At 68.4% G+C, this 18,734-nt stretch carries 23 protein-coding genes; 13 read left to right on the plus strand and 10 right to left on the minus strand.

The annotated features are described in order from the left end of the window. Nucleotides 1-65: 65 nt before the first annotated feature. Genes maiA through pyrE form a run of 6 tightly spaced genes read right to left on the minus strand, consistent with a single transcriptional unit; the run spans nucleotide 66 to nucleotide 4,479 of the window. On the minus strand, nucleotides 66-707 hold the full coding sequence (maiA, locus tag BMW51_RS11435; protein WP_093006484.1) for a maleylacetoacetate isomerase: 642 nt from the start codon (nucleotides 705-707) through the stop codon (nucleotides 66-68). Continuing rightward, on the minus strand, nucleotides 704-1,765 hold the full coding sequence (locus BMW51_RS11440; RefSeq protein WP_093006486.1) for an AI-2E family transporter: 1,062 nt from the start codon (nucleotides 1,763-1,765) through the stop codon (nucleotides 704-706). The genes maiA and BMW51_RS11440 overlap by 4 nt, the downstream gene beginning before the upstream one ends. Then, nucleotides 1,762-2,727, minus strand: coding sequence for a signal peptidase I (gene lepB / locus BMW51_RS11445; protein WP_093006488.1), 966 nt, complete (start codon nucleotides 2,725-2,727; stop codon nucleotides 1,762-1,764). The genes BMW51_RS11440 and lepB overlap by 4 nt, the downstream gene beginning before the upstream one ends. Nucleotides 2,728-2,734: 7 nt before the next feature. Then, nucleotides 2,735-3,139 (minus strand): holo-ACP synthase, encoded by a 405-nt coding sequence (gene acpS / locus BMW51_RS11450; protein ID WP_093006490.1) that lies wholly within the window; start codon nucleotides 3,137-3,139, stop codon nucleotides 2,735-2,737. A 10-nt stretch (nucleotides 3,140-3,149) separates the two neighbouring features. Then, a complete protein-coding gene (locus BMW51_RS11455; protein WP_093006492.1) occupies nucleotides 3,150-3,893 on the minus strand; it encodes a pyridoxine 5'-phosphate synthase in 744 nt (247 codons plus the stop codon). A gap of 1 nt (nucleotide 3,894) precedes the next feature. Then, complete coding sequence (gene pyrE / locus BMW51_RS11460; RefSeq protein WP_093006854.1) at nucleotides 3,895-4,479, minus strand: orotate phosphoribosyltransferase; 585 nt, start codon at nucleotides 4,477-4,479, stop codon at nucleotides 3,895-3,897. A 215-nt stretch (nucleotides 4,480-4,694) separates the two neighbouring features. On the opposite strand from pyrE, the gene coxB reads away from it, so the two are divergent. The 11 genes from coxB to BMW51_RS11510 all read left to right on the plus strand — a co-directional run bounded on the left by coxB (nucleotide 4,695) and on the right by BMW51_RS11510 (nucleotide 14,860). Beyond that, nucleotides 4,695-5,897 carry a cytochrome c oxidase subunit II gene (coxB, locus tag BMW51_RS11465; RefSeq protein ID WP_093006493.1) on the plus strand — a complete coding sequence of 401 codons (1,203 nt, stop codon included), beginning with the start codon at nucleotides 4,695-4,697 and terminating at the stop codon, nucleotides 5,895-5,897. A gap of 2 nt (nucleotides 5,898-5,899) precedes the next feature. Next, nucleotides 5,900-7,567 carry a cytochrome c oxidase subunit I gene (gene ctaD / locus BMW51_RS11470; protein ID WP_093006495.1) on the plus strand — a complete coding sequence of 556 codons (1,668 nt, stop codon included), beginning with the start codon at nucleotides 5,900-5,902 and terminating at the stop codon, nucleotides 7,565-7,567. 145 nt (nucleotides 7,568-7,712) lie between these two features. Beyond that, complete coding sequence (locus BMW51_RS11475) at nucleotides 7,713-8,258, plus strand: L,D-transpeptidase family protein (RefSeq protein ID WP_093006497.1); 546 nt, start codon at nucleotides 7,713-7,715, stop codon at nucleotides 8,256-8,258. 60 nt (nucleotides 8,259-8,318) lie between these two features. Beyond that, complete coding sequence (locus BMW51_RS11480; RefSeq protein ID WP_093006499.1) at nucleotides 8,319-9,290, plus strand: alpha/beta fold hydrolase; 972 nt, start codon at nucleotides 8,319-8,321, stop codon at nucleotides 9,288-9,290. A gap of 61 nt (nucleotides 9,291-9,351) precedes the next feature. Next, entirely contained in the window at nucleotides 9,352-10,245 is an 894-nt protein-coding gene (locus tag BMW51_RS11485; protein ID WP_093006501.1) for a heme o synthase, read from the plus strand. Further along, nucleotides 10,245-10,379: a hypothetical protein gene (locus BMW51_RS16365; protein ID WP_281243248.1), complete on the plus strand. Its 135-nt coding sequence runs from the start codon at nucleotides 10,245-10,247 to the stop codon at nucleotides 10,377-10,379. The genes BMW51_RS11485 and BMW51_RS16365 overlap by 1 nt, the downstream gene beginning before the upstream one ends. Then, nucleotides 10,379-10,930 carry a cytochrome c oxidase assembly protein gene (locus tag BMW51_RS11490; RefSeq protein WP_093006503.1) on the plus strand — a complete coding sequence of 184 codons (552 nt, stop codon included), beginning with the start codon at nucleotides 10,379-10,381 and terminating at the stop codon, nucleotides 10,928-10,930. The genes BMW51_RS16365 and BMW51_RS11490 overlap by 1 nt, the downstream gene beginning before the upstream one ends. A gap of 34 nt (nucleotides 10,931-10,964) precedes the next feature. Next, on the plus strand, nucleotides 10,965-11,876 hold the full coding sequence (locus BMW51_RS11495) for a cytochrome c oxidase subunit 3 (protein ID WP_093006505.1): 912 nt from the start codon (nucleotides 10,965-10,967) through the stop codon (nucleotides 11,874-11,876). 100 nt (nucleotides 11,877-11,976) lie between these two features. Continuing rightward, the gene (locus tag BMW51_RS11500) at nucleotides 11,977-12,585 is read left to right on the plus strand and encodes an SURF1 family cytochrome oxidase biogenesis protein (RefSeq protein WP_093006507.1); all 609 of its coding nucleotides are present in this window, start codon (nucleotides 11,977-11,979) and stop codon (nucleotides 12,583-12,585) included. 17 nt (nucleotides 12,586-12,602) lie between these two features. Beyond that, a complete protein-coding gene (gene thrC, locus BMW51_RS11505; protein ID WP_093006509.1) occupies nucleotides 12,603-13,994 on the plus strand; it encodes a threonine synthase in 1,392 nt (463 codons plus the stop codon). Beyond that, on the plus strand, nucleotides 13,991-14,860 hold the full coding sequence (locus BMW51_RS11510; RefSeq protein ID WP_093006511.1) for an RsmD family RNA methyltransferase: 870 nt from the start codon (nucleotides 13,991-13,993) through the stop codon (nucleotides 14,858-14,860). Before thrC ends, BMW51_RS11510 begins: the two co-directional genes overlap by 4 nt. 9 nt (nucleotides 14,861-14,869) lie before the next feature. Here BMW51_RS11510 and BMW51_RS11515 read toward each other — a convergent pair whose 3' ends face one another. Genes BMW51_RS11515 through BMW51_RS11525 form a run of 3 tightly spaced genes read right to left on the minus strand, consistent with a single transcriptional unit; the run spans nucleotide 14,870 to nucleotide 16,490 of the window. Continuing rightward, on the minus strand, nucleotides 14,870-15,505 hold the full coding sequence (locus tag BMW51_RS11515; protein ID WP_093006513.1) for a heme exporter protein CcmB: 636 nt from the start codon (nucleotides 15,503-15,505) through the stop codon (nucleotides 14,870-14,872). After that, nucleotides 15,502-16,083, minus strand: a complete 582-nt coding sequence (gene ccmA / locus BMW51_RS11520; protein ID WP_093006515.1) for a heme ABC exporter ATP-binding protein CcmA — start codon at nucleotides 16,081-16,083, stop codon at nucleotides 15,502-15,504. The genes BMW51_RS11515 and ccmA overlap by 4 nt, the downstream gene beginning before the upstream one ends. Next, nucleotides 16,080-16,490: a metallopeptidase family protein gene (locus tag BMW51_RS11525; protein ID WP_245708455.1), complete on the minus strand. Its 411-nt coding sequence runs from the start codon at nucleotides 16,488-16,490 to the stop codon at nucleotides 16,080-16,082. The genes ccmA and BMW51_RS11525 overlap by 4 nt, the downstream gene beginning before the upstream one ends. A gap of 53 nt (nucleotides 16,491-16,543) precedes the next feature. Here BMW51_RS11525 and BMW51_RS11530 point away from each other — a divergent pair, with 53 nt between their 5' ends. Further along, complete coding sequence (locus tag BMW51_RS11530; RefSeq protein WP_093006519.1) at nucleotides 16,544-16,837, plus strand: 4a-hydroxytetrahydrobiopterin dehydratase; 294 nt, start codon at nucleotides 16,544-16,546, stop codon at nucleotides 16,835-16,837. Nucleotides 16,838-16,961: 124 nt separating this feature from the next. Beyond that, the gene (locus tag BMW51_RS11535) at nucleotides 16,962-17,915 is read left to right on the plus strand and encodes a hypothetical protein (protein WP_093006521.1); all 954 of its coding nucleotides are present in this window, start codon (nucleotides 16,962-16,964) and stop codon (nucleotides 17,913-17,915) included. On the opposite strand, the gene BMW51_RS11540 is transcribed toward BMW51_RS11535, so the two are convergent. Next, nucleotides 17,912-18,697 carry an SDR family oxidoreductase gene (locus BMW51_RS11540; RefSeq protein ID WP_093006523.1) on the minus strand — a complete coding sequence of 262 codons (786 nt, stop codon included), beginning with the start codon at nucleotides 18,695-18,697 and terminating at the stop codon, nucleotides 17,912-17,914. The genes BMW51_RS11535 and BMW51_RS11540 overlap by 4 nt on opposite strands. Nucleotides 18,698-18,734: the final 37 nt, after the last annotated feature.

The following is an 18,734-nucleotide window of genomic DNA, read 5'->3' on the forward strand; positions in this document are numbered from 1 at the left end:
CATTTCCGGTGGCACCGTCATTACCCGACCATTGAACGCACGCGATGTTGCGCGATGCAAGCCGCTCAGCGCGGCCGCACGCGATCCGGGTGCGCGGCTGCGACCTCGGGCAGCGCCGCCATCGCTGCGTCGGCGGCGCATAGCCGCGGCATGTCGCTGAGCGGCACCTCGAACCGGCGCGCGTTGTAGAGCTGCGGCACCAGGCACAAATCGGCGATGTCGGGCGCCTGTCCGCCCAGGAACGGTCCCTCGGGCGTATCCGCCGCCATCGCCTCCAGCGCGGTCAGCCCCTCGATCACCCAATGGCGGTACCAATCGTCCCGCGCGGCCTGATCGGCGCCGAACTGCTGCTCCAGCCGTTTCAGCACCCGCAGATTGTCGATCGGGTGGATGTCGGCGGCGACCACCAGTGCGCGCGCCAGCTGGCCCGATCGAGTGAGCGGGTCGCCCGACACCATCGCGGGTTCGGGAAAGGTCGCGTCGAGCCAGTCGATGATCGCCAGGCTCTGCGTCAGCGCGTGGTCGTCGACCACCAGCGTCGGCACCAGCCCCTGCGGATTGATCGCGCGATTGGCGTCGCCCCTCTGCGCCCCCTCCAGCAGGTTCACCGCGACCGAGGTGTAGCGGACACGCTTCAGGTTCAGGCAGATGCGCACGCGGTACGCCGCCGAGGAGCGCCAGTAATCGTGCAGGACGATGTCGCTCATCGGGCTTCCTCAGCCCTCTCCGACCGCCGCTCCATCGCCGCCTTGATCATCGCGGTCATCGGATCGGCGAGCGCCAGCCCGATGATCCCGAACAGCGCACTCGCGAGGATCTGCGCGCCGAGCGTCAGCGCGGGCGGCAGGTCGACCGTCCGCTTCGCCACCATCGGGATGACGACATAGCCGTCGATCACCTGCACCGCGATGTAGATCAGGATCGCGAGCACACCGGTGTGCATGCCGGCCGAGAAACCGACCGCGATCGTCATCGCGCCGGATACGAACGCGCCGACGTTGGGAATGAAGGCGAGCATTCCGGTAACGATGCCCAGGATCAGCGCCATCGGCACGCCCGCGATCCATAGCGCGACACCGACGAACGCGCCCTCGAACGCCATGCCGAGGAGGCGCCCGGCAAGCAGGCGGCGCAGCGTGCGCGCCATCCGCTGCGTCGTCACCGCCACTTCGGCGCGGCTTTCTTGCGGAATCATCCACTGGAACCCGCGATCGTAGACGCGCGGGTCGATCGCGACGAAGAGGCCGATCACCAAAATCATGAACATGGTGGTGAGCGCACCGAACGCGGTGCCGACGAACGCGGTGACCTTACCGACCGAGCCGAGCGCCTGGCGCGCAATACCGTTCAGGTCGGACGCACCCGGCATCAGCCCCTGCGACGACAACCACCCCGACAGTCGCGACACCTGCGTCTCGACCGTTGAGCGCAGCTGCATTACCTGCGCGGTGATCTGCACGCCAGCGAGATAGAAGGTGCTGACGAGGAAGGCGAGCGTCAGCAGGCAGACGATCAGCAGCCGCCACCCGCGCGAGATCGGCAGCACGCGCCCGAGCAGCCGCACCCCGCCGTCGAGCAGCGCGGCGAAGACGAGGCCCGCGAAGATCACGAGCAGCGGCTGCACCAGCAACACCACCAGCGCGATCGCACCGGCAAGACCCAGCCACACCGCCGCGCGCTTGATCTCCGCGCGCACCGCGGGATCGCGCACCTCGTGCGGGCTCGCGCCCTCGACTACAGTCACGCGGTCGTCGCCCTTGCTCATTGCGTGCGCTCCGGATGCAGTGACGTACCCGCGCGGCCGGCCCGCAGCGACGACCACCAGGTCAGCGGGTTGAGCGTCGCGTCGCCGTCGACCGAGAAGGTGATGAACTCCGCGCGCCCGCCCAGATTCTCGATCGGCACCGGGCCCCCCAGTCCGCGCTCGAACCCGCCCAGCGCAAAGCGGCTGTCCGCCGACCGGTCGCGGTTGTCGCCCATCAGGAACACGCGACCGGCCGGGATGCGAACGGGGCCGTAATCGTCGCCGGGTGAATCGGGCTGCAGGTCGACCGTATCGTAGCGGCGCCCGTTCGGCAGCGTCTCGGTCACGATCGGCAGGTGGCAGACGCTGCGCCCATCGGCGAGCACGCGGCGCGCGCCGGGATATTGCAGCGGGTCGCACGTTGCATTGGCATCTACGGCCACGTCGCGGAAGTGAAGCGGCCCGCGCGGCACCGCCACCCCGTTCAGGAACACGACGCCCCCCCGCACCTCCAGCGTATCACCCGGCAGGCCGATCACGCGCTTGATGTAATCGCTCGACGATCCCGGCGGGGTCACGATCACCACGTCGCCGCGCTCGGGCAGGCTACCCCAGATACGGCCGGGAATGAAGGGCAGCTGCACCGACCAGCTCTCGACCGGCTTGTGGAGCACCAGGTCGTCGACGATCGCGACCGGATCGGGGATCGTCGGCGACACGAACGACCAGCCGTAGGCGAACTTCGACACCACCAGCCGGTCGCCGACCATCAGCCCAGGCAGCATCGATTCGCTCGGAATATAGAACGGCTTGGCGATGAACGAGTGGAAGCCGAGGACCGCGAGCACGAGCCAGAACAGCCCCTTGGCCTCGCTCCACCAGTCGAAGCCGGCACGCTCGCCCGGCTTGTCGGACGGGGGCGCGTCGCCGGGGTGACCGCTGCCAGAGTGACCGTCGGGAGTGAGCGTGAGGTCGTCGGCCACGTGCAGCTTATCCGATGGGTAACGCTTCGATGATCACGAAGGCCTGCGCCCACGGATGATCGTCGGTCAAGGTCAGATGGATGCGCGCTTCATACCCCGCTGGCACCATCGCGTCGAGCCGCGCCTTGGCGCCGCCCGTCAGCGCCAGCGTCGGCGCCCCCGAACGTGCGTTCACGACACCGATGTCGCGCATGAACACGCCCGCCTTGAACCCGGTGCCGACCGCCTTGCTGAACGCTTCCTTCGCCGCGAAGCGCTTGGCGAGCGTTCCCGCCCGCGTGAACGGGCGCTTCGCCGCCTTGGCACGCTCGACCTCGGTGAAGACGCGACGCTCGAACCGTTCGCCGAACCGGTCGAGCGACGCCTGGATGCGCTCGATGTTGCACAGGTCGGAGCCGAGCCCGATGATCAAGCGCGCGCCCTCACCGTACTGCCGCCATCTCGGCCTTCATCCGCCGCACGCTCTCGTACAGCCCGACGAAGATCGCCTCGCCGATCAGAAAATGCCCGATGTTGAGCTCTACCACCTGCGGAATGGCGGCGATCGGCTGGACGTTGTCGAAGGTCAGCCCGTGACCGGCATGGACCTCGATGCCGTTCTTGGCCGCGAGCGCGGCGGCATCGCTCAGGCGGCGTAGTTCGTCGCTGCGTGCCTCACCCTCGCACTCGGCGTAGCGGCCGGTGTGGAGCTCGACCACCGGCGCGCCGAGCGACACCGCGGCGGCAACCTGCTCGGCCGAGGGTTCGATGAACAGCGAGACGCGCACGTTCGCCGCGCGCAGTTCGCGCACCATCGGCGCCAGCACGTTGTGCTGCCCCGCCGCATCCAGCCCGCCCTCGGTGGTGCGCTCCTCACGCTTCTCGGGCACGATACAGGCAGCGTGCGGGCGGTGCCTGAGCGCGATGCCGAGCATTTCCCCGGTCGCCGCCATTTCGAGGTTGAGCGGAACCGCGCGGTCGAGCGCGGCCAATTCGCTCACCAGCCGCGCGATATCATCGTCGGTGATGTGACGGCGATCCTCGCGCAGGTGCGCGGTGATGCCGTCGGCTCCGGCGGAGGCGGCGAGCACCGCCGCGCGAACCGGATCGGGCACCGCGCCACCGCGCGCGTTGCGGACGGTCGCGACATGGTCGATGTTGACGCCCAGGCGCAGCGGCTGCGCCATCTCAGGCCGCCGCCCGGCTGCCGGGCTTGATCGCCGGGATCGCCTCCAACGCGGGCGGCAGCGCGTCCGCGGCGTAGCTCGGCACGTCGAGTTTCAGCAGCGGGAAAAAGGGCACGCCGATGTCGGCTTGGCCGTTCGAGCGATCGACCAGCGCCGCGCCCGCGATCACGCGCCCGCCCGCCGCCTCGATCGCCTTGATCGCCTCGCGCGAGGAAAGCCCGGTGGTGACGACGTCCTCCATCATCAGCACCTCTTGGCCCGGCTCCAGCCGAAAGCCGCGGCGCAGCTCGAACGTGCCGGTCGGCCGCTCGACGAACATCGCCTCGACGCTCAGCGCGCGCGCCATCTCGTGACCGACGATCACCCCGCCCATTGCTGGTGCGACCACTGCGCTGATCCGCTGCCGCAACTCGGCCGGGATCGACCGCGCCAGAGCCTGGCACAGCCGCTCGGCGCGGCGCGGGTCCATCAGCACGCGCGCGCATTGCAGATAGCGTGGACTACGCAGCCCCGAGGACAGGATGAAATGCCCCTCCAGCAGCGCATCGGCCGCACGGAACTCGGCCAGCACCTCGTCCTCGGTCATCGCGTGCACTCCTGATCGTTGCCGGCCCTGTCAGGCTTGCGCAGATACGGTCGCGCACGGGCCGGCGCAACGCAGCGGGCTTGCGAAATATTCGCGTAATCGCGCCCTCTTGAGGCAAAAGGGGGTGCCGCGTATAGGCGAATGCAATGGGCGACAATGCCCGCCAGGTCTGGGGGGGCACTCCCGTGCCACGACGCAGGGGTGATGGAAGCACGATGAACCGCTTGAAGACGATGATCTTGGCAGGCGGCCTCGCGCTCGCCGGCCTCGCGATGGGTGGAGGCGCTCACGCCCAGACGCCCCCGGCCGCGCCCGAGATCAAGACCGCGCAGCCCGGCGTTCCGAGCGCGCTTGAACCCGCCAACGCCGCCGATCCCGCCGCACCGAAGATGAGTGCGGCCAATCCGCCGAAGCTGAACGAGAAGGCCCCCGCCGCGCTGGAGCTGGCGCAGGACGGCGCGCCGACGATGAGCGCGAAGCCGATGATCGGGCAGCCGACCGACGGGTTGATGCGCATCCAACCGCAGGTGACCAAGAACGGCCTGCGCGCGCACTGGTTTCACGATCGCATCCTGTTCCCGCTGATCACGGTCACATCGCTGTTCGTGCTGCTGCTGCTGGTGCTGGTGATCGTCCGCTTCCGCGCGGCGCGTAATCCGGTGCCATCTAAGACCAGCCACAACACCTTCATCGAGGTGGTGTGGACGCTCGCCCCCGTGCTGATCCTGGTCGCGATCGCGGTGCCCTCGATCGGGCTGCTGCAGGCGCAGTTCAAGCCCGCGCCCGCGGGTGCCGTCACCTTAAAGGCGATCGGCAACCAGTGGTTCTGGAGCTATCAATACCCCGACAACGGCGGGATCGAGATCACCGCCAACCTGCTCAAGGAAAAGTCGGACGTCGCAGCCGGTGAGCGGTACCGCACCGATGCCGACGGTCCCCGCCTGCTCGCGACCGACAACCGTGTCGTGCTGCCGGTCGGCGTGCCGATCCGCCTGATCACCACCGCCAACGACGTGATTCATAGCTGGGCGATGCCCGCCTTCTGGATCAAGCTCGATGCGATCCCCGGACGCCTGAACGAGACGAGCTTCACCATCGAGAAGCCAGGCCTCTACTTCGGCCAGTGCTCCGAACTGTGCGGCGCGCGTCACGCCTATATGCCGATCGCGGTCGAGGCCGTCTCGCCGGCCGCGTTCGCACGCTGGGTTCGTGCCAAGGGCGGCACGATGCCGACGCCGGGCAAAGCCTCTGACGCGGTGATCCCGCAGCCGGGTGCTGACAATTCGGCCAGCGTCGCCAGCGAGGCGGCGATCGTCGACAATCTGACCGGTCCGACCGAGAACGGCACCGCCACTCCTCCCGTCATTCCGCAAGGCGCAACCGGCAACCCCGGCGGCGTCGGCGAAGCTGGACGCTGACCATGACCGACACCGCTCTCCACCCGTCCGCCTTTCAGGCGCACGACGCGCATCACCACGACGCGCATGCCGATCACCTGCCGGGCTTCTTCGCGCGGTGGTTTATGTCGACGAACCACAAGGACATCGGCACGCTTTACCTGATCTTCGCGATCGTGGCCGGCATCATCGGCGGCGCGATCTCGGGGTTGATGCGTGCCGAACTGATGCACCCGGGCATCCAGTATCTGCCCAAGTGGGTCGCGATGCTGCACGGCGGTCAGGAACAGACGTTCGACCAGGCGCTTCACCTGTGGAATGTGCTGGTAACCGCGCACGGCCTGATCATGGTGTTCTTCATGGTCATGCCGGCGATGATCGGCGGGTTCGGCAACTGGTTTGTGCCGATCATGATCGGCGCGCCCGACATGGCGTTCCCGCGCATGAACAACGTCAGCTTCTGGCTGCTCGTCCCGGCGTTCCTGCTGCTGCTCGCCTCGCCGTTCTTCGGTGGCGCCGGCACCGGCTGGACCGTCTACGCGCCGCTCTCGACCTATGGTGAGCCGGGGCCGAGCGTCGACATGGCGATCCTGTCGCTCCACCTGGCGGGCGCGAGCTCGATCCTGGGCGCGATCAACTTCATCACCACGATCTTCAACATGCGCGCGCCGGGCATGACGCTGCACAAGATGCCGCTGTTCGCCTGGGCCGTGCTCGTCACCGCGTTCCTGCTGCTGCTGGCGCTGCCGGTGCTCGCGGCCGCGATCACGATGCTGCTGACGGACCGCAATTTCGGCACCACCTTCTACGATCCGGCGGGCGGCGGTGATCCGGTGCTCTACCAGCACCTGTTCTGGTTCTTCGGTCATCCCGAAGTGTACATCATGATCCTGCCGGGCTTCGGCATCATCAGCCACATCGTCGCGACGTTCAGCCGCAAGCCCGTGTTCGGCTATCTCGGCATGGCCTACGCGATGGTGGCGATCGGCGTGGTCGGCTTCGTCGTGTGGGCGCACCACATGTTCACGACCGGCCTTTCCGTGAACGTGAAGATGTACTTCACCGCCGCAACGATGGTCATCGCGGTGCCGACCGGCATCAAGATCTTCTCGTGGATCGCGACCATGTGGGGCGGTTCGCTTCGCTTCCCGACCCCGATGGTCTGGGCGATCGGCTTCATCTTCATGTTCACCGTCGGTGGCGTCACCGGCGTCGTGCTCGCCAACGGCGGCGTCGACGACTACATGCAGGACACCTACTACGTCGTGGCGCACTTCCACTACGTGCTGTCGCTCGGCGCGGTGTTCTCGCTGTTTGCGGGCTTCTACTACTGGTTCCCGAAGATGTCGGGGAAGATGTACTCCGAGCTGCTCGGCCAGCTGCACTTCTGGGTGTTCTTCATCGGCGTGAACGTCATGTTCTTCCCGATGCACTTCCTCGGCCTGCAGGGCATGCCGCGCCGTTACCCGGATTATCCGGACGGTTTCGCGCACTGGAACCAGGTCGCCTCGATCGGCTACATGATCATGGCGGCGGGCATGGCGATCTTCTTCGTCAACATCATCTGGTCGCTGATCGCGGGCAAGAAGGCGCCCGACAATCCCTGGGGCGAGGGTGCCACCACGCTCGAGTGGACGCTGTCGAGCCCGCCGCCGTTCCACCAGTTCGAGACGCTGCCCAAGATCGACTGATCGGCAGTATCGACCAACCTCCACGACGCCCCGGCCGCAAACCGGGGCGTTTTTCTTTGTCTTAACGACCACACCGATCGTCCCGGCACGAGACGTGGCAAAAGCGCCACTGGAACGACGCGAGCGATCACGCGATCTCAGGCCTATGATCCGCGCGCTCCTGTCCCAAGTCCTGCTCGCCGGCATGCTCGCCGGCATGCCCGTCACCGCCGCCGAGGCGCGGCGTATCCCGACGCCGGCGGGCGGACCCGACGTGCACACCGTGCTCGATGTTGGCCGCCCGCTGGAGCCAGGTGATTACGTCTGGGACGACGACGGCGCACCCGCCGGCCCGACCCACGTCGTCGTCGACACCGAGCGGCGGCAGCTCTACGTCTACCGCGGCGGGGTTGAGATCGGCCGGTCGTTCGCGGTCTCCGGCCCGCCCGAGATGCCGACCCCGCTCGGCCGCTTTCCGATCCTGGAGAAGGACGCCGACAAATATTCGCGCAGCTACGATGCGCCGATGCCTTATTCGCTCCGCCTGACGCGCAGCTACGTCGCGATCCACGGCAGCAAGGTCGAGTGGGACTGGGTCACGCACGGCTGCATCGGCGTGCCACTGCCGTTCGCGCGCATCCTGTTCCGCAACGTGCGCGTCGGCGACGACGTGCTGGTGACACGGCACTGGTTGCCCGCCGCCTACGATTGACGCCGCGGGCCGGTACCGCCACCCTCATCCACGGGACTGAGGATGACAGGAACGCGCGCGATGCCGGATTTCCGCATGATCGACACCGGCGGTGCGCGACTGCGCGTCGCGATCGAGGGCACCGGACCGCTGATCGTGCTGGTCCACGGCTTTCCCGAGAGCTGGTATTCGTGGCGGCACCAGCTGCCCGTGCTGGCAGACGCGGGCTACACCGCCGCGGCGCTCGACGTGCGCGGTTACGGCGGGTCGGACAAGCCGGGCGAGGTGTCAGACTATGCGATGGAGGCGCTGACCGCCGACGTCGCAGGCGTCGCCGACGCGTTGCAGCCGGGCGCACCGGCGATCCTGCTCGGTCACGACTGGGGGGCGCCGATCGTCTGGAACACGATCCTGTCGCGGCCCGAACGTTTCCGCGCGGTAGCTGCCCTGTCAGTCCCGTTCCTCGGCGTCGCCAAGCGCCCGTTCAACGAGACATTCAAGCGCGCCTTCACCGACAAGGGGCGCTTCTTCTACCAGGCGTGGTTTGCGGAAGTCGGCCCCGCAGAGGCGGAGGCAGAGCGCGACGTGCGCGATTTCCTGCGCAAATTCTACTACGCGATCTCAGGGAACGCGCCGCCGGGCACCTGGCCCGAGAAGCCTGCGGGTGCGACGCTGCTCGACGGCATGGTCGACCCCGGCACCTTCCCCGCGTGGCTGAACGACGCCGATCTCGACTATTACGTCGCAGAGTTCGAGTCGTCGGGCTTCTTCGGACCGCTCAGCCGCTATCGTAACCACGAGCGCGACTGGGCGTGGCAGCAGCAATTCAAGGATCGCACGATCGATGCGCCGGCCTTGTTCATCGGTGGCAGCAAGGACCCCGCGACCACTGCATTCGGCGCGCTGACCGATCCGATCGCGGCGATGCGCCCGTACGTGCCGCAGGTCGAGGGTCATATTCTCGACGGCGTAGGCCACTGGACACAGCAGGAGCGACCCGATGAGGTCAACCGTCTGCTGCTCGACTGGCTCGCGCGGCTGCCACGCGACTGATCGACGTACGAAACGCGGCCTTTCGCGCGCACCCCGCGACGGGTATAGCGCGTCACCTGCGATGACCACCGCCGCTCCCCTGCTGCCGCCCGCCGACTGGCGCGACTTCCTGGCGCTGACCAAGCCCCGGGTGATGACACTGGTCGTCTTCACCGGCCTGTGCGGAATGCTGGCGGCACCGCGTGGCATCCACCCCGTGCTCGCCTTCACCGCGATCCTGTGCATCGCGCTCGGCGCCGGCGCGGCGGGGGCGCTCAATCAATGGTACGAGGCCGACCTCGACGCGGTGATGAAGCGCACCGCGAAGCGTCCGCTGCCCGCGGGCCGCATGGATCGGCAGTCGGCGCTGCATTTCGGCGTCGGGCTGGCCGCTTTCTCGGTGATTCTGATGGGGTTGGCGGTCAACATCGCCGCCGCGGCGATCCTGACCGTCTCGATCCTGTTTTACGTACTGATCTACACCGTGTGGCTGAAACGGCGCACGCCGCAGAACATCGTCATCGGCGGCGCGGCGGGCGCGTTTCCGCCGCTGATCGGCTGGGCGGCGGCGACGGGACAGGTCGCGGTGCTTCCGGTGCTGCTGTTCGCGCTCGTGTTCCTGTGGACGCCGCCGCATTTCTGGGCGCTCGCGCTGTTCATCGAGTCCGACTACGCCAAGGCGGGCGTGCCGATGCTGCCCGTCGTCGCGGGTGAGCGCGCGACGCGGCGGCAGATCGGGCTTTACACCATCCCGATGGCGCTGGTGGCGGTGGCACCTTGGCCATTGGGGCTGACCGGCGCCTTCTACGGCGCGGCCTCGATCGTGCTGACCGCGATCTTCGCCGCGCTGGCGGCGCAGGTGACGTTCGGGCGCAACGCGCCCGGCATGAAGCCGGAGAAGCGGCTGTTCGCTTACTCCATCATCTATCTCTTCGTGATTTTCGGCGCGCTGGTCGTCGATCGGTGGCTGGCATGATGAATGACGAACAGGATGTGATCCAGCGGCGACAGAAGGCGCGCGCGATCGTGATGGCGGTGCTGCTGCTCGCCTTCGTCGCGCTGATCTTCTTCATCACCATCGCCAAGATCAAGGAAGGCATGGCGCACTGATGGCTGCACGCCCGCGCATCGATCGACGCCTGCGTACCGCGCTGCTGGCGGTGCTGGGCGTATGCTGCATGACCGGCGTCGCCTTTGCCAGCGTGCCGCTATACCGCCTGTTCTGCCAGGCTACGGGCTTGAACGGCACCACCAACCGCGCGCTCGCGGCGCCCGGCGGTGTTCACCGCTCGATCCGCATCGCCTTCGACGCCAACACCAGCCCCAAGCTGCCGTGGCGCTTCACGCCCGAGCAGGAGGAGCAGGAGGTCGACATCGGCGCGCGCGACATGGCGTTCTTTCAGGCGACCAACCGCGGCGCGCAGTCGGTCACGGGCACCGCGACCTACAACGTGACGCCGGCGATCGCGGGCAAGTATTTCACCAAGATCCAGTGCTTCTGCTTCACGCAGCAGACGCTGAAACCCGGCGAGACGCAGCGGATGCCGGTGATCTACTTCGTCGACCCGAAGATCCTGACCGATCCCGATACCAAGGACGTGGAGACGATCACGCTGTCGTACACGTTTTATCCGGTGGATTCGGCCAAAACCTCGGGTTAAGGCGTAGGGAAACGCCTTTTGGGGGATGCCACGCATGGCCGGCGCGAAGAACCACGACTATCATATCCTTCCACCCAGCCCGTGGCCGCTCATCGGATCGATGATGGCGCTCGTCATGGCGGCGGGTGGCATCATGTACATGCACAGCGCGGTCGGCGGCGGTTGGGTGTTCCTGATCGGCCTCGCCGGCGTGCTCGGCACGATGTGGGGCTGGTGGCATCAGGTGATCCGCGAAGCGCACGCGGGCGATCACACTCCGGTCGTGCAGCTTCACTTTCGCTACGGCATGATCCTGTTCATCGCCTCCGAAGTGATGTTCTTCGTCGGTTGGTTCTGGGCCTATTTCGACTTCGCGCTGTTCCCGACCGCGATGAGCTTCGTCGACGGGCAGGTCGAGCGCGCCACCGAAGGCGCCGCCGCAATCGCGGCGCAGTGGCCGCCCAAGGGGCTGGAAGTCATCAACGCGTTCGAGCTGCCGCTGCTCAACACGCTGATCCTGCTCTGCTCGGGCACGACCGTCACCTGGGCGCACCACGCGCTGATCCACAACCAGCGCGGCGGCGTGAAGCGCGGGTTCTGGGGGCTGCTGGGCGTCGGCGACCGTGACGGTGTCTTGAAGGGCCTGTGGCTGACGGTAGCGCTGGGCCTGCTGTTCAGCTCGATCCAGGCGTACGAGTACATGCACGCGCCGTTCCCGTTCAAGGGCATCAACTACGGCGCCGCCTTCTTCATGGCGACCGGGTTCCACGGCTTCCACGTGCTGGTCGGCACGATCTTCCTGCTCGTCTGCCTGATCCGCGCCTACAAGGGCGACTTCACGCCGAAGCAGCACTTCGGGTTCGAAGCGGCAGCCTGGTATTGGCACTTCGTCGACGTGGTGTGGCTGTTCCTGTTCGTCACGATCTACGTCTGGGGCGGCTGGGGCGCGCCGGTTCACGGCGGCTGATAGGGTCCACCCGAGGTGTCTGACAGGGGCGCGGTCCGGATGCGGGCCGCGCCCCTTCTTTCGCGCGACGCCGGGCACGCGCCGCGGTAAGACGGCGACGATGAAGCGTTTTCCGGTCGTCCCCACCATCATCGTGGCACTCGCGGTCTGCGGCATGATCTCGCTCGGCATCTGGCAAATCTCGATCCGCCTGCCCGAGAAGGAAGCCTATCTCGCGCAATTGGCGCGCAACCCCGACAAGCCGGTTGTCGCCTTCCCGCTCCAGCCCGATGATCGGCTGCTGTTCCGCCGTACCCGTACCGACTGCCGGCCGCCCGTCTCAGTCACGCGCGCGGGCGCGGGCAACGCCGGGTTCCGGCTGATCGCCACCTGCGCGAACTCGGGCGTCAAGGTACAACTCGGCACCACGCGCGATCCGGGCAAGCAGGTCGACTGGTCGGGCGGCCCCGTGTCGGGCTGGATCAGCCACGCACCCGACGCGCGCCCGCTGGTCGCCGGACTGTTCAGCCACGCACCGCAAACAATGCTGCTCGTCGCCGATCGCCCGGTAGCTGGTCTCGCTGCCAATACCCAGCCCGACATCGGCCTCGTGCCCAACAACCACCTTGCCTACGGAGTACAGTGGTTCCTGTTCGCCGCGGTGGCCGCGATCATCTACGCGGTTGCGCTGCATCGGCGGCGCGCCCCGGTTGCGGGGTCACAGGCTTAGGGCTAGGCCGCGGGGCCATGCGCTACGTCAGCACGCGCGGCCGGGCAGCCGCACTCGACTTTCGCGAGGTCACGCTCGCCGGGCTCGCCAGCGACGCCGGGCTCTACGTGCCGGAAGTGTGGCCGACGCTGACGCGCGACGAGATCGCCGCAATGGCCGGGCTGTCCTACGTCGACACCGCGGTCACCGTCATGGCGCCGTTCGTCGGCGAGACGATGACCCGCAACGAGCTGCGTGCGCTGTGCGAGCAGGCTTACGGCCGCTTCTCGCACGCCGCGGTCACGCCGCTGGTGCAGCTCGATCACGATCAATGGCTGCTGGAGCTGTTCCACGGCCCCACGCTCGCGTTCAAGGACGTGGCGCTCCAGCTGCTCGGCCTGCTGTTCGAGCGCTTCCTGACCGGCAGCAGCGACCATCTGACGATCGTCGGCGCGACCAGCGGCGATACCGGCTCGGCGGCGATCGACGCGGTTGCGGGCCGCGCGGGCGTCGACATCTTCATGCTCCACCCCGAAGGCCGCGTCAGCGACGTTCAGCGGCGGCAGATGACCACGGTCGGCGCACCGAACGTCCACAATATTGCGATCCGCGGCGACTTCGACCAGGCGCAGGCGCTGGTAAAGGCGATGTTCAACGATCCCGCCTTCGCCGGCCGCTTCCGCCTGTCCGCAGTCAATTCGATCAACTGGGCGCGGTTGATGGCGCAGGTGGTTTATTATTTCTACGCCGCGGTGCGCCTGGGCGCGCCCGATCGCGCGGTCGCGTTCAGCGTGCCGACGGGCAATTTCGGCGACGTGTTCGCAGGGTATGTGGCGGCAAAGATGGGACTCCCGGTCGAGAGGCTGATCGTCGCCACCAACGTCAACGACATCCTCGCGCGCGCGCTCACATCCGGCGATTATTCGAGCCGGCAAGTAGTGCAAACGCCGACCCCGTCGATGGACATCCAGGTGTCGAGCAATTTCGAGCGATTGCTGTTCGACCTCGGCCACCGCGACGGCCATGCACTCGCCGAGCAGATGCGCGGGTTCGAGGGCAGCCGCGCGATGCGGCTGACCAACGCGCAATCGGAAGGCGCCGCCGCGCTGTTCGCGGCCGAACGCGTCGATCTCGACGACATGGCGCTCGCGATGCGCTGGGCGCACGAGCACGCGTGCCAGACGCTCGACCCGCATACCGCGATCGCGCTCGCCGCGGCGCAGCGTCACGCCGGCGCGACGCCGATGGTGACGCTCGCCACCGCGCACCCGGCGAAGTTCGGCGACGCGGTCGAGCGCGCGACCGGCACGCGTCCCAACCTGCCGTCGCGCGTCGGCGACCTGTTCGATCGCGAGGAACGCTTCGACGTGCTCGACACCAGCTACGCCGCGGTCAGCGAATACATCGCCGAGCGGGCGGTCGCGCGATGAAGCTCGACACGCTGATCGGCGAACCCTGGGGCGATTACGGGCTGATCGACTCGGGTAACGGCCGAAAGCTGGAGCGCTACGGCCGCTACCGCTTCATCCGCCCCGAGCCGCAGGCGTTGTGGGCGCCCGCGCATGCCGAGTGGGATGCGCACGGCGAGTTCGTGCCCGGCAGCGACGAGGACGGCGGTGGGCAATGGCGCTTCGACAAACGCGTGCCCGCCGATGGTTGGACGCTCGAATGGCACGAGGCGCGCTTCACCGCGCAGACGACGCCGTTCCGGCACCTGGGTTTCTTCCCCGACATGGCGCCGGTGTGGGTGTGGATGCGCCAGCAGCTGGAGGGCGCCGACAGTCCTGAGTGCATGAACCTGTTCGGTTACACCGGGGTCGGCACGCTGGCGCTGTCGTCGATCGGCGCGCGGATGGTTCACGTCGACGCGTCGAAGAAGTCGGTCGAGGCGGCGCGTCACAATGCCGCGCTATCGGGGCTGTCCGACGCGCCGACGCGCTGGATCATCGACGACGCGTCGAAGTTCGTCGCGCGCGAGGTCCGGCGCGGGCGCCGCTACGACGGGATCCTGCTCGACCCGCCCAAGTACGGTCGCGGGCCGACCGGCGAGGTATGGCGGCTGGAAGAAGACCTGCCGCGACTGATCGCCGACTGTCGGAAGCTGCTTGATGCCGAGTCGCGCTATTTGTTCCTGACCGTCTACGCGGTGCGCATGTCGGCGCTGGCGATCGGCGAAATGCTGCGGCAGGCATTTGCCGATCTGCCCGGCACCGTCGAGGCGGGCGAGCTGGCGGTGCGCGAGGAAGCACGCGGGCTGACGCTGCCGACCGCGATCTGGGCGCGCTGGAGCCGATAAGCCGCCAGCTTACTCCATCGCGCTGCGCATCGCCGCGCCCGCGACGAACGGCGCGCCGGCGACGAGCAGCAGGCTGGTCGCGGCGAGCAGCTTTAGCCCCCCGGCCCCGCCCGTGATCGCGCCCGCACCGAAGATCAGGAGCGGCACCGCGAGCGGCAGCATGACGAGGCCGGCGACCGCGCCCGCGCCGCGCGCGCCCGCCAGCAGCGCCGCGGTCGCGACCGCCAGCGCGGCGAGCCCCGGCGTGCCGAGCAGCAGCCCCGCCTCAACCAGCAGCAGCGTCGCCCCGCTCAGATGGAGCAGGCCGCCTGCGATCACGCTTGCGAGCATCAGCGGCGGCGCGAAGGCGAGCCAGTGCGCGAGCGTCTTCGCCGCCGCGACCGCCGCCATCGAGCCCCCGCGCACCGCCAGCTGATCGAGCACGCCCGCCTCCAGATCGGGCGCGACCAACCGCTCGACCGGCATCAGCGCGGCGAGCAGCGCGGCGGCCCAGATCACTCCCCCGCCGACACGTGCCAGCAACGCCGTGTCGGGACCGATCGCGAACGGGAACAGGATCGCGACGAGCAGGAAGAACGCGACCACCAGCGTCGCGCCACCGCCCGCGTAGCCCGATCGCACGTCGCGCCAGATCAGCCCGGTCACAGTCGCACCTGCTGCACGTCATCCCACGCGAGCGGCTGGTGCGTCGCCGCAACCACGATCCCACCTTGCCCGCGGTGCCGCGCGACCAGCGCCGCCAGCCGGTCGAGCGCCGCGGCGTCGAGCGCGTTCGCCGGCTCGTCGAGCAGCCACAATCTCGCGCCGCTCGCCACCACACGCGCGAGCGCGGCACGACGCCGCTGCCCCGCCGACAGGAGCCGCACCGGCACATCGGCGAGGTCGCCGAGCGCCACGTCTTCGAGTGCCGCGGCAACGCGCGTCGTCGGATCGGGCCCGCCGTCGAGCCGCGCCCAGAAACGCAGCGCCGCCTGCACCGTCGCACCGCGATCGAGCGCGTGTGCCTCATCCATCAGCGCCACGCCGCCGCCCGGCCGCTCCACGCTGCCGCGCTCGATCCGTCCCAGACCGGCGAACACGCGCAACAGGCTCGACTTGCCGACGCCGTTCGGCCCCGTGACGACGATCACGTCGCCCGGGCGCGCGATGAAGCGGACGTTCTCGAACAACGTCCGCCCGCCGCGCGCCACCGCCAGATCGGCGACGATCAGCGCGTCGCTCAATCCGACACCGCGTCTTCCAGCGCGTGCATGTCGTCGTCCGACAGGCCGAAATGATGCCCAATCTCGTGCACCGTGACGTGCGCGACGAGGTCGTCGAGCCGCACCCCGGTCTCGCACCATTCCGCCAGGATCGCCTGACGATACAGGTGGATGCGATCGGGCAGCGCGCCGCTCTCGAACGACGATTTCTCTCCAACCGGCCGCCCGACGTAGACGCCGGTCAGGTCGAGCGGGTGGTCGAGCCCGACGCTTGCCAGCATCTCCGGGTCGGCTTCCTCCTCGACCAGCAGAACGACGTCGCGCAAGTGCGTTCGAAACGCCTCCGGCAATCGCGCGATCGTGGCACGTGCATGCGCCTCGATTACGTCGGCGGACGGTGCCGCGCCCAGAACCTCTTGCCGCTCCATCGCGCCCGCCATAGTCCCCACGGGCAAGGTGCGGCAAGAATGGGAGCGTGGATATGATCGAGCAACTGAGCGAGGCGGAGCGGGCCGACGCGCTGGACGCGCTGCCCGAATGGGATTTCGAGGAATCGCGCGACGCGATCACGCGGACGATCGTGTTCACCGATTTTGCCGAGGCGTTCGGCTTCATGACGCAGGTAGCACTGCTCGCCGAGCGCGCCGATCATCACCCCGAATGGAAGAACGTCTACAACCGGGTCGAAATCCTGCTGACGACCCACGACGCGGGCGGGCTGTCGTCGCGCGACGTCGAGCTGGCGGGTGCGATCGACGACATTCTGGGCGGCTGACCCGCCCGCGCGCGCACAACCGCTGCGCGCTTGACGTAAGCCACCGCCACACCGACGATCATTAACGAATCGTCAACGCTCGCGCGCCGCACGGGGCATCGCGCGGGACGGCGGGGGGTACAGGATGATCGGCTCCTCTTGGATGCGCGCCGCGTGGCGCACCGCGGCACTCGTCGGTGTCGCCACTCCGCTGATTTACGGCGGTTTCGTCGCCGATGCGCGCGAACGGACCATGCCGATCACCGCGGCGCGCCCGGTCGCACTGGTACCGGTCGCGACGCTGCTGAACGAGGTGAAATGCGATTACCTCGACTTCGCTTATTCCGATTACGCGCGGCAGCAGCGGCTCGCGGTCGGCAAGGTTCGCGGCGAGCTGCGGCTGACCCTGTCCCGGATCGGGACCGCGGCGGCGCTGGGCGTGCCGGTCGCCCCCGGCGACCTGCGGCTTGATGAAACAACGCGCGTTATCACGCCGAGCGGCAACGGCTTGAGCGTGCCTTTCGAGCTCGCCCCCAAGCTCGCACTCAATCCGGGTGCATCCGGGCTCGACTGCGCCGCACCGAAGCGGCTGTCGCGCACCATTCTCGATTTCACGCAACTGGCGGCGCAGTTCGCTGAGGCGCGGCGGCTGGAGCCGGCGCTGAAGCTGCGCTCGCCGATCCGTTATCGCGGACAGTTCATGCTGCGTCGCGGCCCCGGCGGTGTCGATGTCGTGCTGCTGTCAATCGATCCCGATCGAGTGGGCGCGGACGTGGGCTATGTGCAGACGTTCGACCTCTCGATCGAGACAGGCACGCCGTCGTGGTTCGCCGATGTCGGGCCCGCGACTGCGGAGCCGCGTCCGGTGGCACCCGCCGCCCCGACCAGCGCCGCAGTCGCGCCGCCGCCCCCCTCGCCAATCCCGCCGGCACCAGCACCGGCACCGTCACCGGTCCCGCGAATCGAGCTGCAACGGATCGATCCGCCTGCACCGGGCACGCGCCCGCGCGTTCGCGTGCCGACCGCTCCCCGCCCCGCAGGATCGCCGCGCGCGCGCCGCTGTGTCGCGGACGGCAGCGGCGAGCTCGCCTGCTACTAGCGCCCGAGCGAGCGGGCGGTCATCATCCGCCGCACGCGCCCCGGCATCCAGCGCGCGCCGAAGCTCAGCCGCCGCGCGGTCTTACCGATTACCGCGTGAACCTGGTCGCCGTGCACCGCATCCCACGCCGCCTGCGCTACTACCTCAACCGGCGTGAACTCGAGTTTCGCCGCGACCACCGCCTCGCGTACGCTGCGGTTGGTGCCGGGTAGCCCCGCACTCAGCAGTGCGGTGTCGACGAAGCCGGGCATCAGGTCGCGCACCTTGACGCCGTCCGCGGCCCATTCGGCATCGAGCGCCTCGGTCAGCCCGCGCACCGCGAACTTGGTCGCCGAATAGGCCGCGAGCCCGGCCGAGCCGTAGATCGCGCTCGCCGATGCGGTGTTGAGCAGGCACGAACCCGGCGTCGCCTTGAGATACGGGTACGCCATCCGCGCGCCATAGGCGACACCGCGAAAGTTGATGTCGATCACGCGGTCGAGCGCCTCGAGCGACAGCTCGCCGAACGGTCCGCCGAGCGCGATCCCAGCATTGTTGAACATGACGTCGAGCTGTCCGCCGCTCAACGACGCGAACTCATCGAGCACATGCTCCCACTCGCTCGGGTCGCGCACGTCCATCTGGTGCGTGCTGGTGCGCTCGACGGGCAGCAGCGCGGCAGTGTCGCGCAGGCCGCCGCGATCGACGTCGGCGAGCCCGACGCGCCAACCCTTGCCCGAAAACAGTTGCGCCACCGCGCGCCCTATCCCTGAACCGCCGCCGGTGATCAGGATCGCCTTCATGCCCGCTCCCCTCTTGTGGTGGCCACATCCTTCCCGC

This window comes from Sphingomonas palmae, from assembly GCF_900109565.1.
Taxonomy (GTDB): domain Bacteria; phylum Pseudomonadota; class Alphaproteobacteria; order Sphingomonadales; family Sphingomonadaceae; genus Sphingomonas; species Sphingomonas palmae.

Bases quoted from the DNA above. Each gene is read 5' to 3' on its own strand.
- BMW51_RS11455 (WP_093006492.1), bottom strand. From the start codon at position 3,893: ATGGCGCAGCCGCTGCGCCTGGGCGTCAACATCGACCATGTCGCGACC.
- BMW51_RS11525 (WP_245708455.1), bottom strand. From the start codon at position 16,490: ATGGAGCGGCAAGAGGTTCTGGGCGCGGCACCGTCCGCCGACGTAATC.
- BMW51_RS11490 (WP_093006503.1), top strand. From the start codon at position 10,379: ATGGCTGCACGCCCGCGCATCGATCGACGCCTGCGTACCGCGCTGCTG.
- BMW51_RS11540 (WP_093006523.1), bottom strand. From the start codon at position 18,697: ATGAAGGCGATCCTGATCACCGGCGGCGGTTCAGGGATAGGGCGCGCG.
- coxB (WP_093006493.1), top strand. From the start codon at position 4,695: ATGAACCGCTTGAAGACGATGATCTTGGCAGGCGGCCTCGCGCTCGCC.
- BMW51_RS11495 (WP_093006505.1), top strand. From the start codon at position 10,965: ATGGCCGGCGCGAAGAACCACGACTATCATATCCTTCCACCCAGCCCG.
- BMW51_RS11500 (WP_093006507.1), top strand. From the start codon at position 11,977: ATGAAGCGTTTTCCGGTCGTCCCCACCATCATCGTGGCACTCGCGGTC.
- BMW51_RS11530 (WP_093006519.1), top strand. From the start codon at position 16,544: ATGATCGAGCAACTGAGCGAGGCGGAGCGGGCCGACGCGCTGGACGCG.
- pyrE (WP_093006854.1), bottom strand. From the start codon at position 4,479: ATGACCGAGGACGAGGTGCTGGCCGAGTTCCGTGCGGCCGATGCGCTG.
- BMW51_RS11510 (WP_093006511.1), top strand. From the start codon at position 13,991: ATGAAGCTCGACACGCTGATCGGCGAACCCTGGGGCGATTACGGGCTG.
- BMW51_RS16365 (WP_281243248.1), top strand. From the start codon at position 10,245: ATGAATGACGAACAGGATGTGATCCAGCGGCGACAGAAGGCGCGCGCG.
- maiA (WP_093006484.1), bottom strand. From the start codon at position 707: ATGAGCGACATCGTCCTGCACGATTACTGGCGCTCCTCGGCGGCGTAC.
- BMW51_RS11485 (WP_093006501.1), top strand. From the start codon at position 9,352: ATGACCACCGCCGCTCCCCTGCTGCCGCCCGCCGACTGGCGCGACTTC.
- thrC (WP_093006509.1), top strand. From the start codon at position 12,603: ATGCGCTACGTCAGCACGCGCGGCCGGGCAGCCGCACTCGACTTTCGC.
- ctaD (WP_093006495.1), top strand. From the start codon at position 5,900: ATGACCGACACCGCTCTCCACCCGTCCGCCTTTCAGGCGCACGACGCG.
- BMW51_RS11480 (WP_093006499.1), top strand. From the start codon at position 8,319: ATGCCGGATTTCCGCATGATCGACACCGGCGGTGCGCGACTGCGCGTC.
- BMW51_RS11475 (WP_093006497.1), top strand. From the start codon at position 7,713: ATGATCCGCGCGCTCCTGTCCCAAGTCCTGCTCGCCGGCATGCTCGCC.
- BMW51_RS11440 (WP_093006486.1), bottom strand. From the start codon at position 1,765: ATGAGCAAGGGCGACGACCGCGTGACTGTAGTCGAGGGCGCGAGCCCG.
- BMW51_RS11535 (WP_093006521.1), top strand. From the start codon at position 16,962: ATGATCGGCTCCTCTTGGATGCGCGCCGCGTGGCGCACCGCGGCACTC.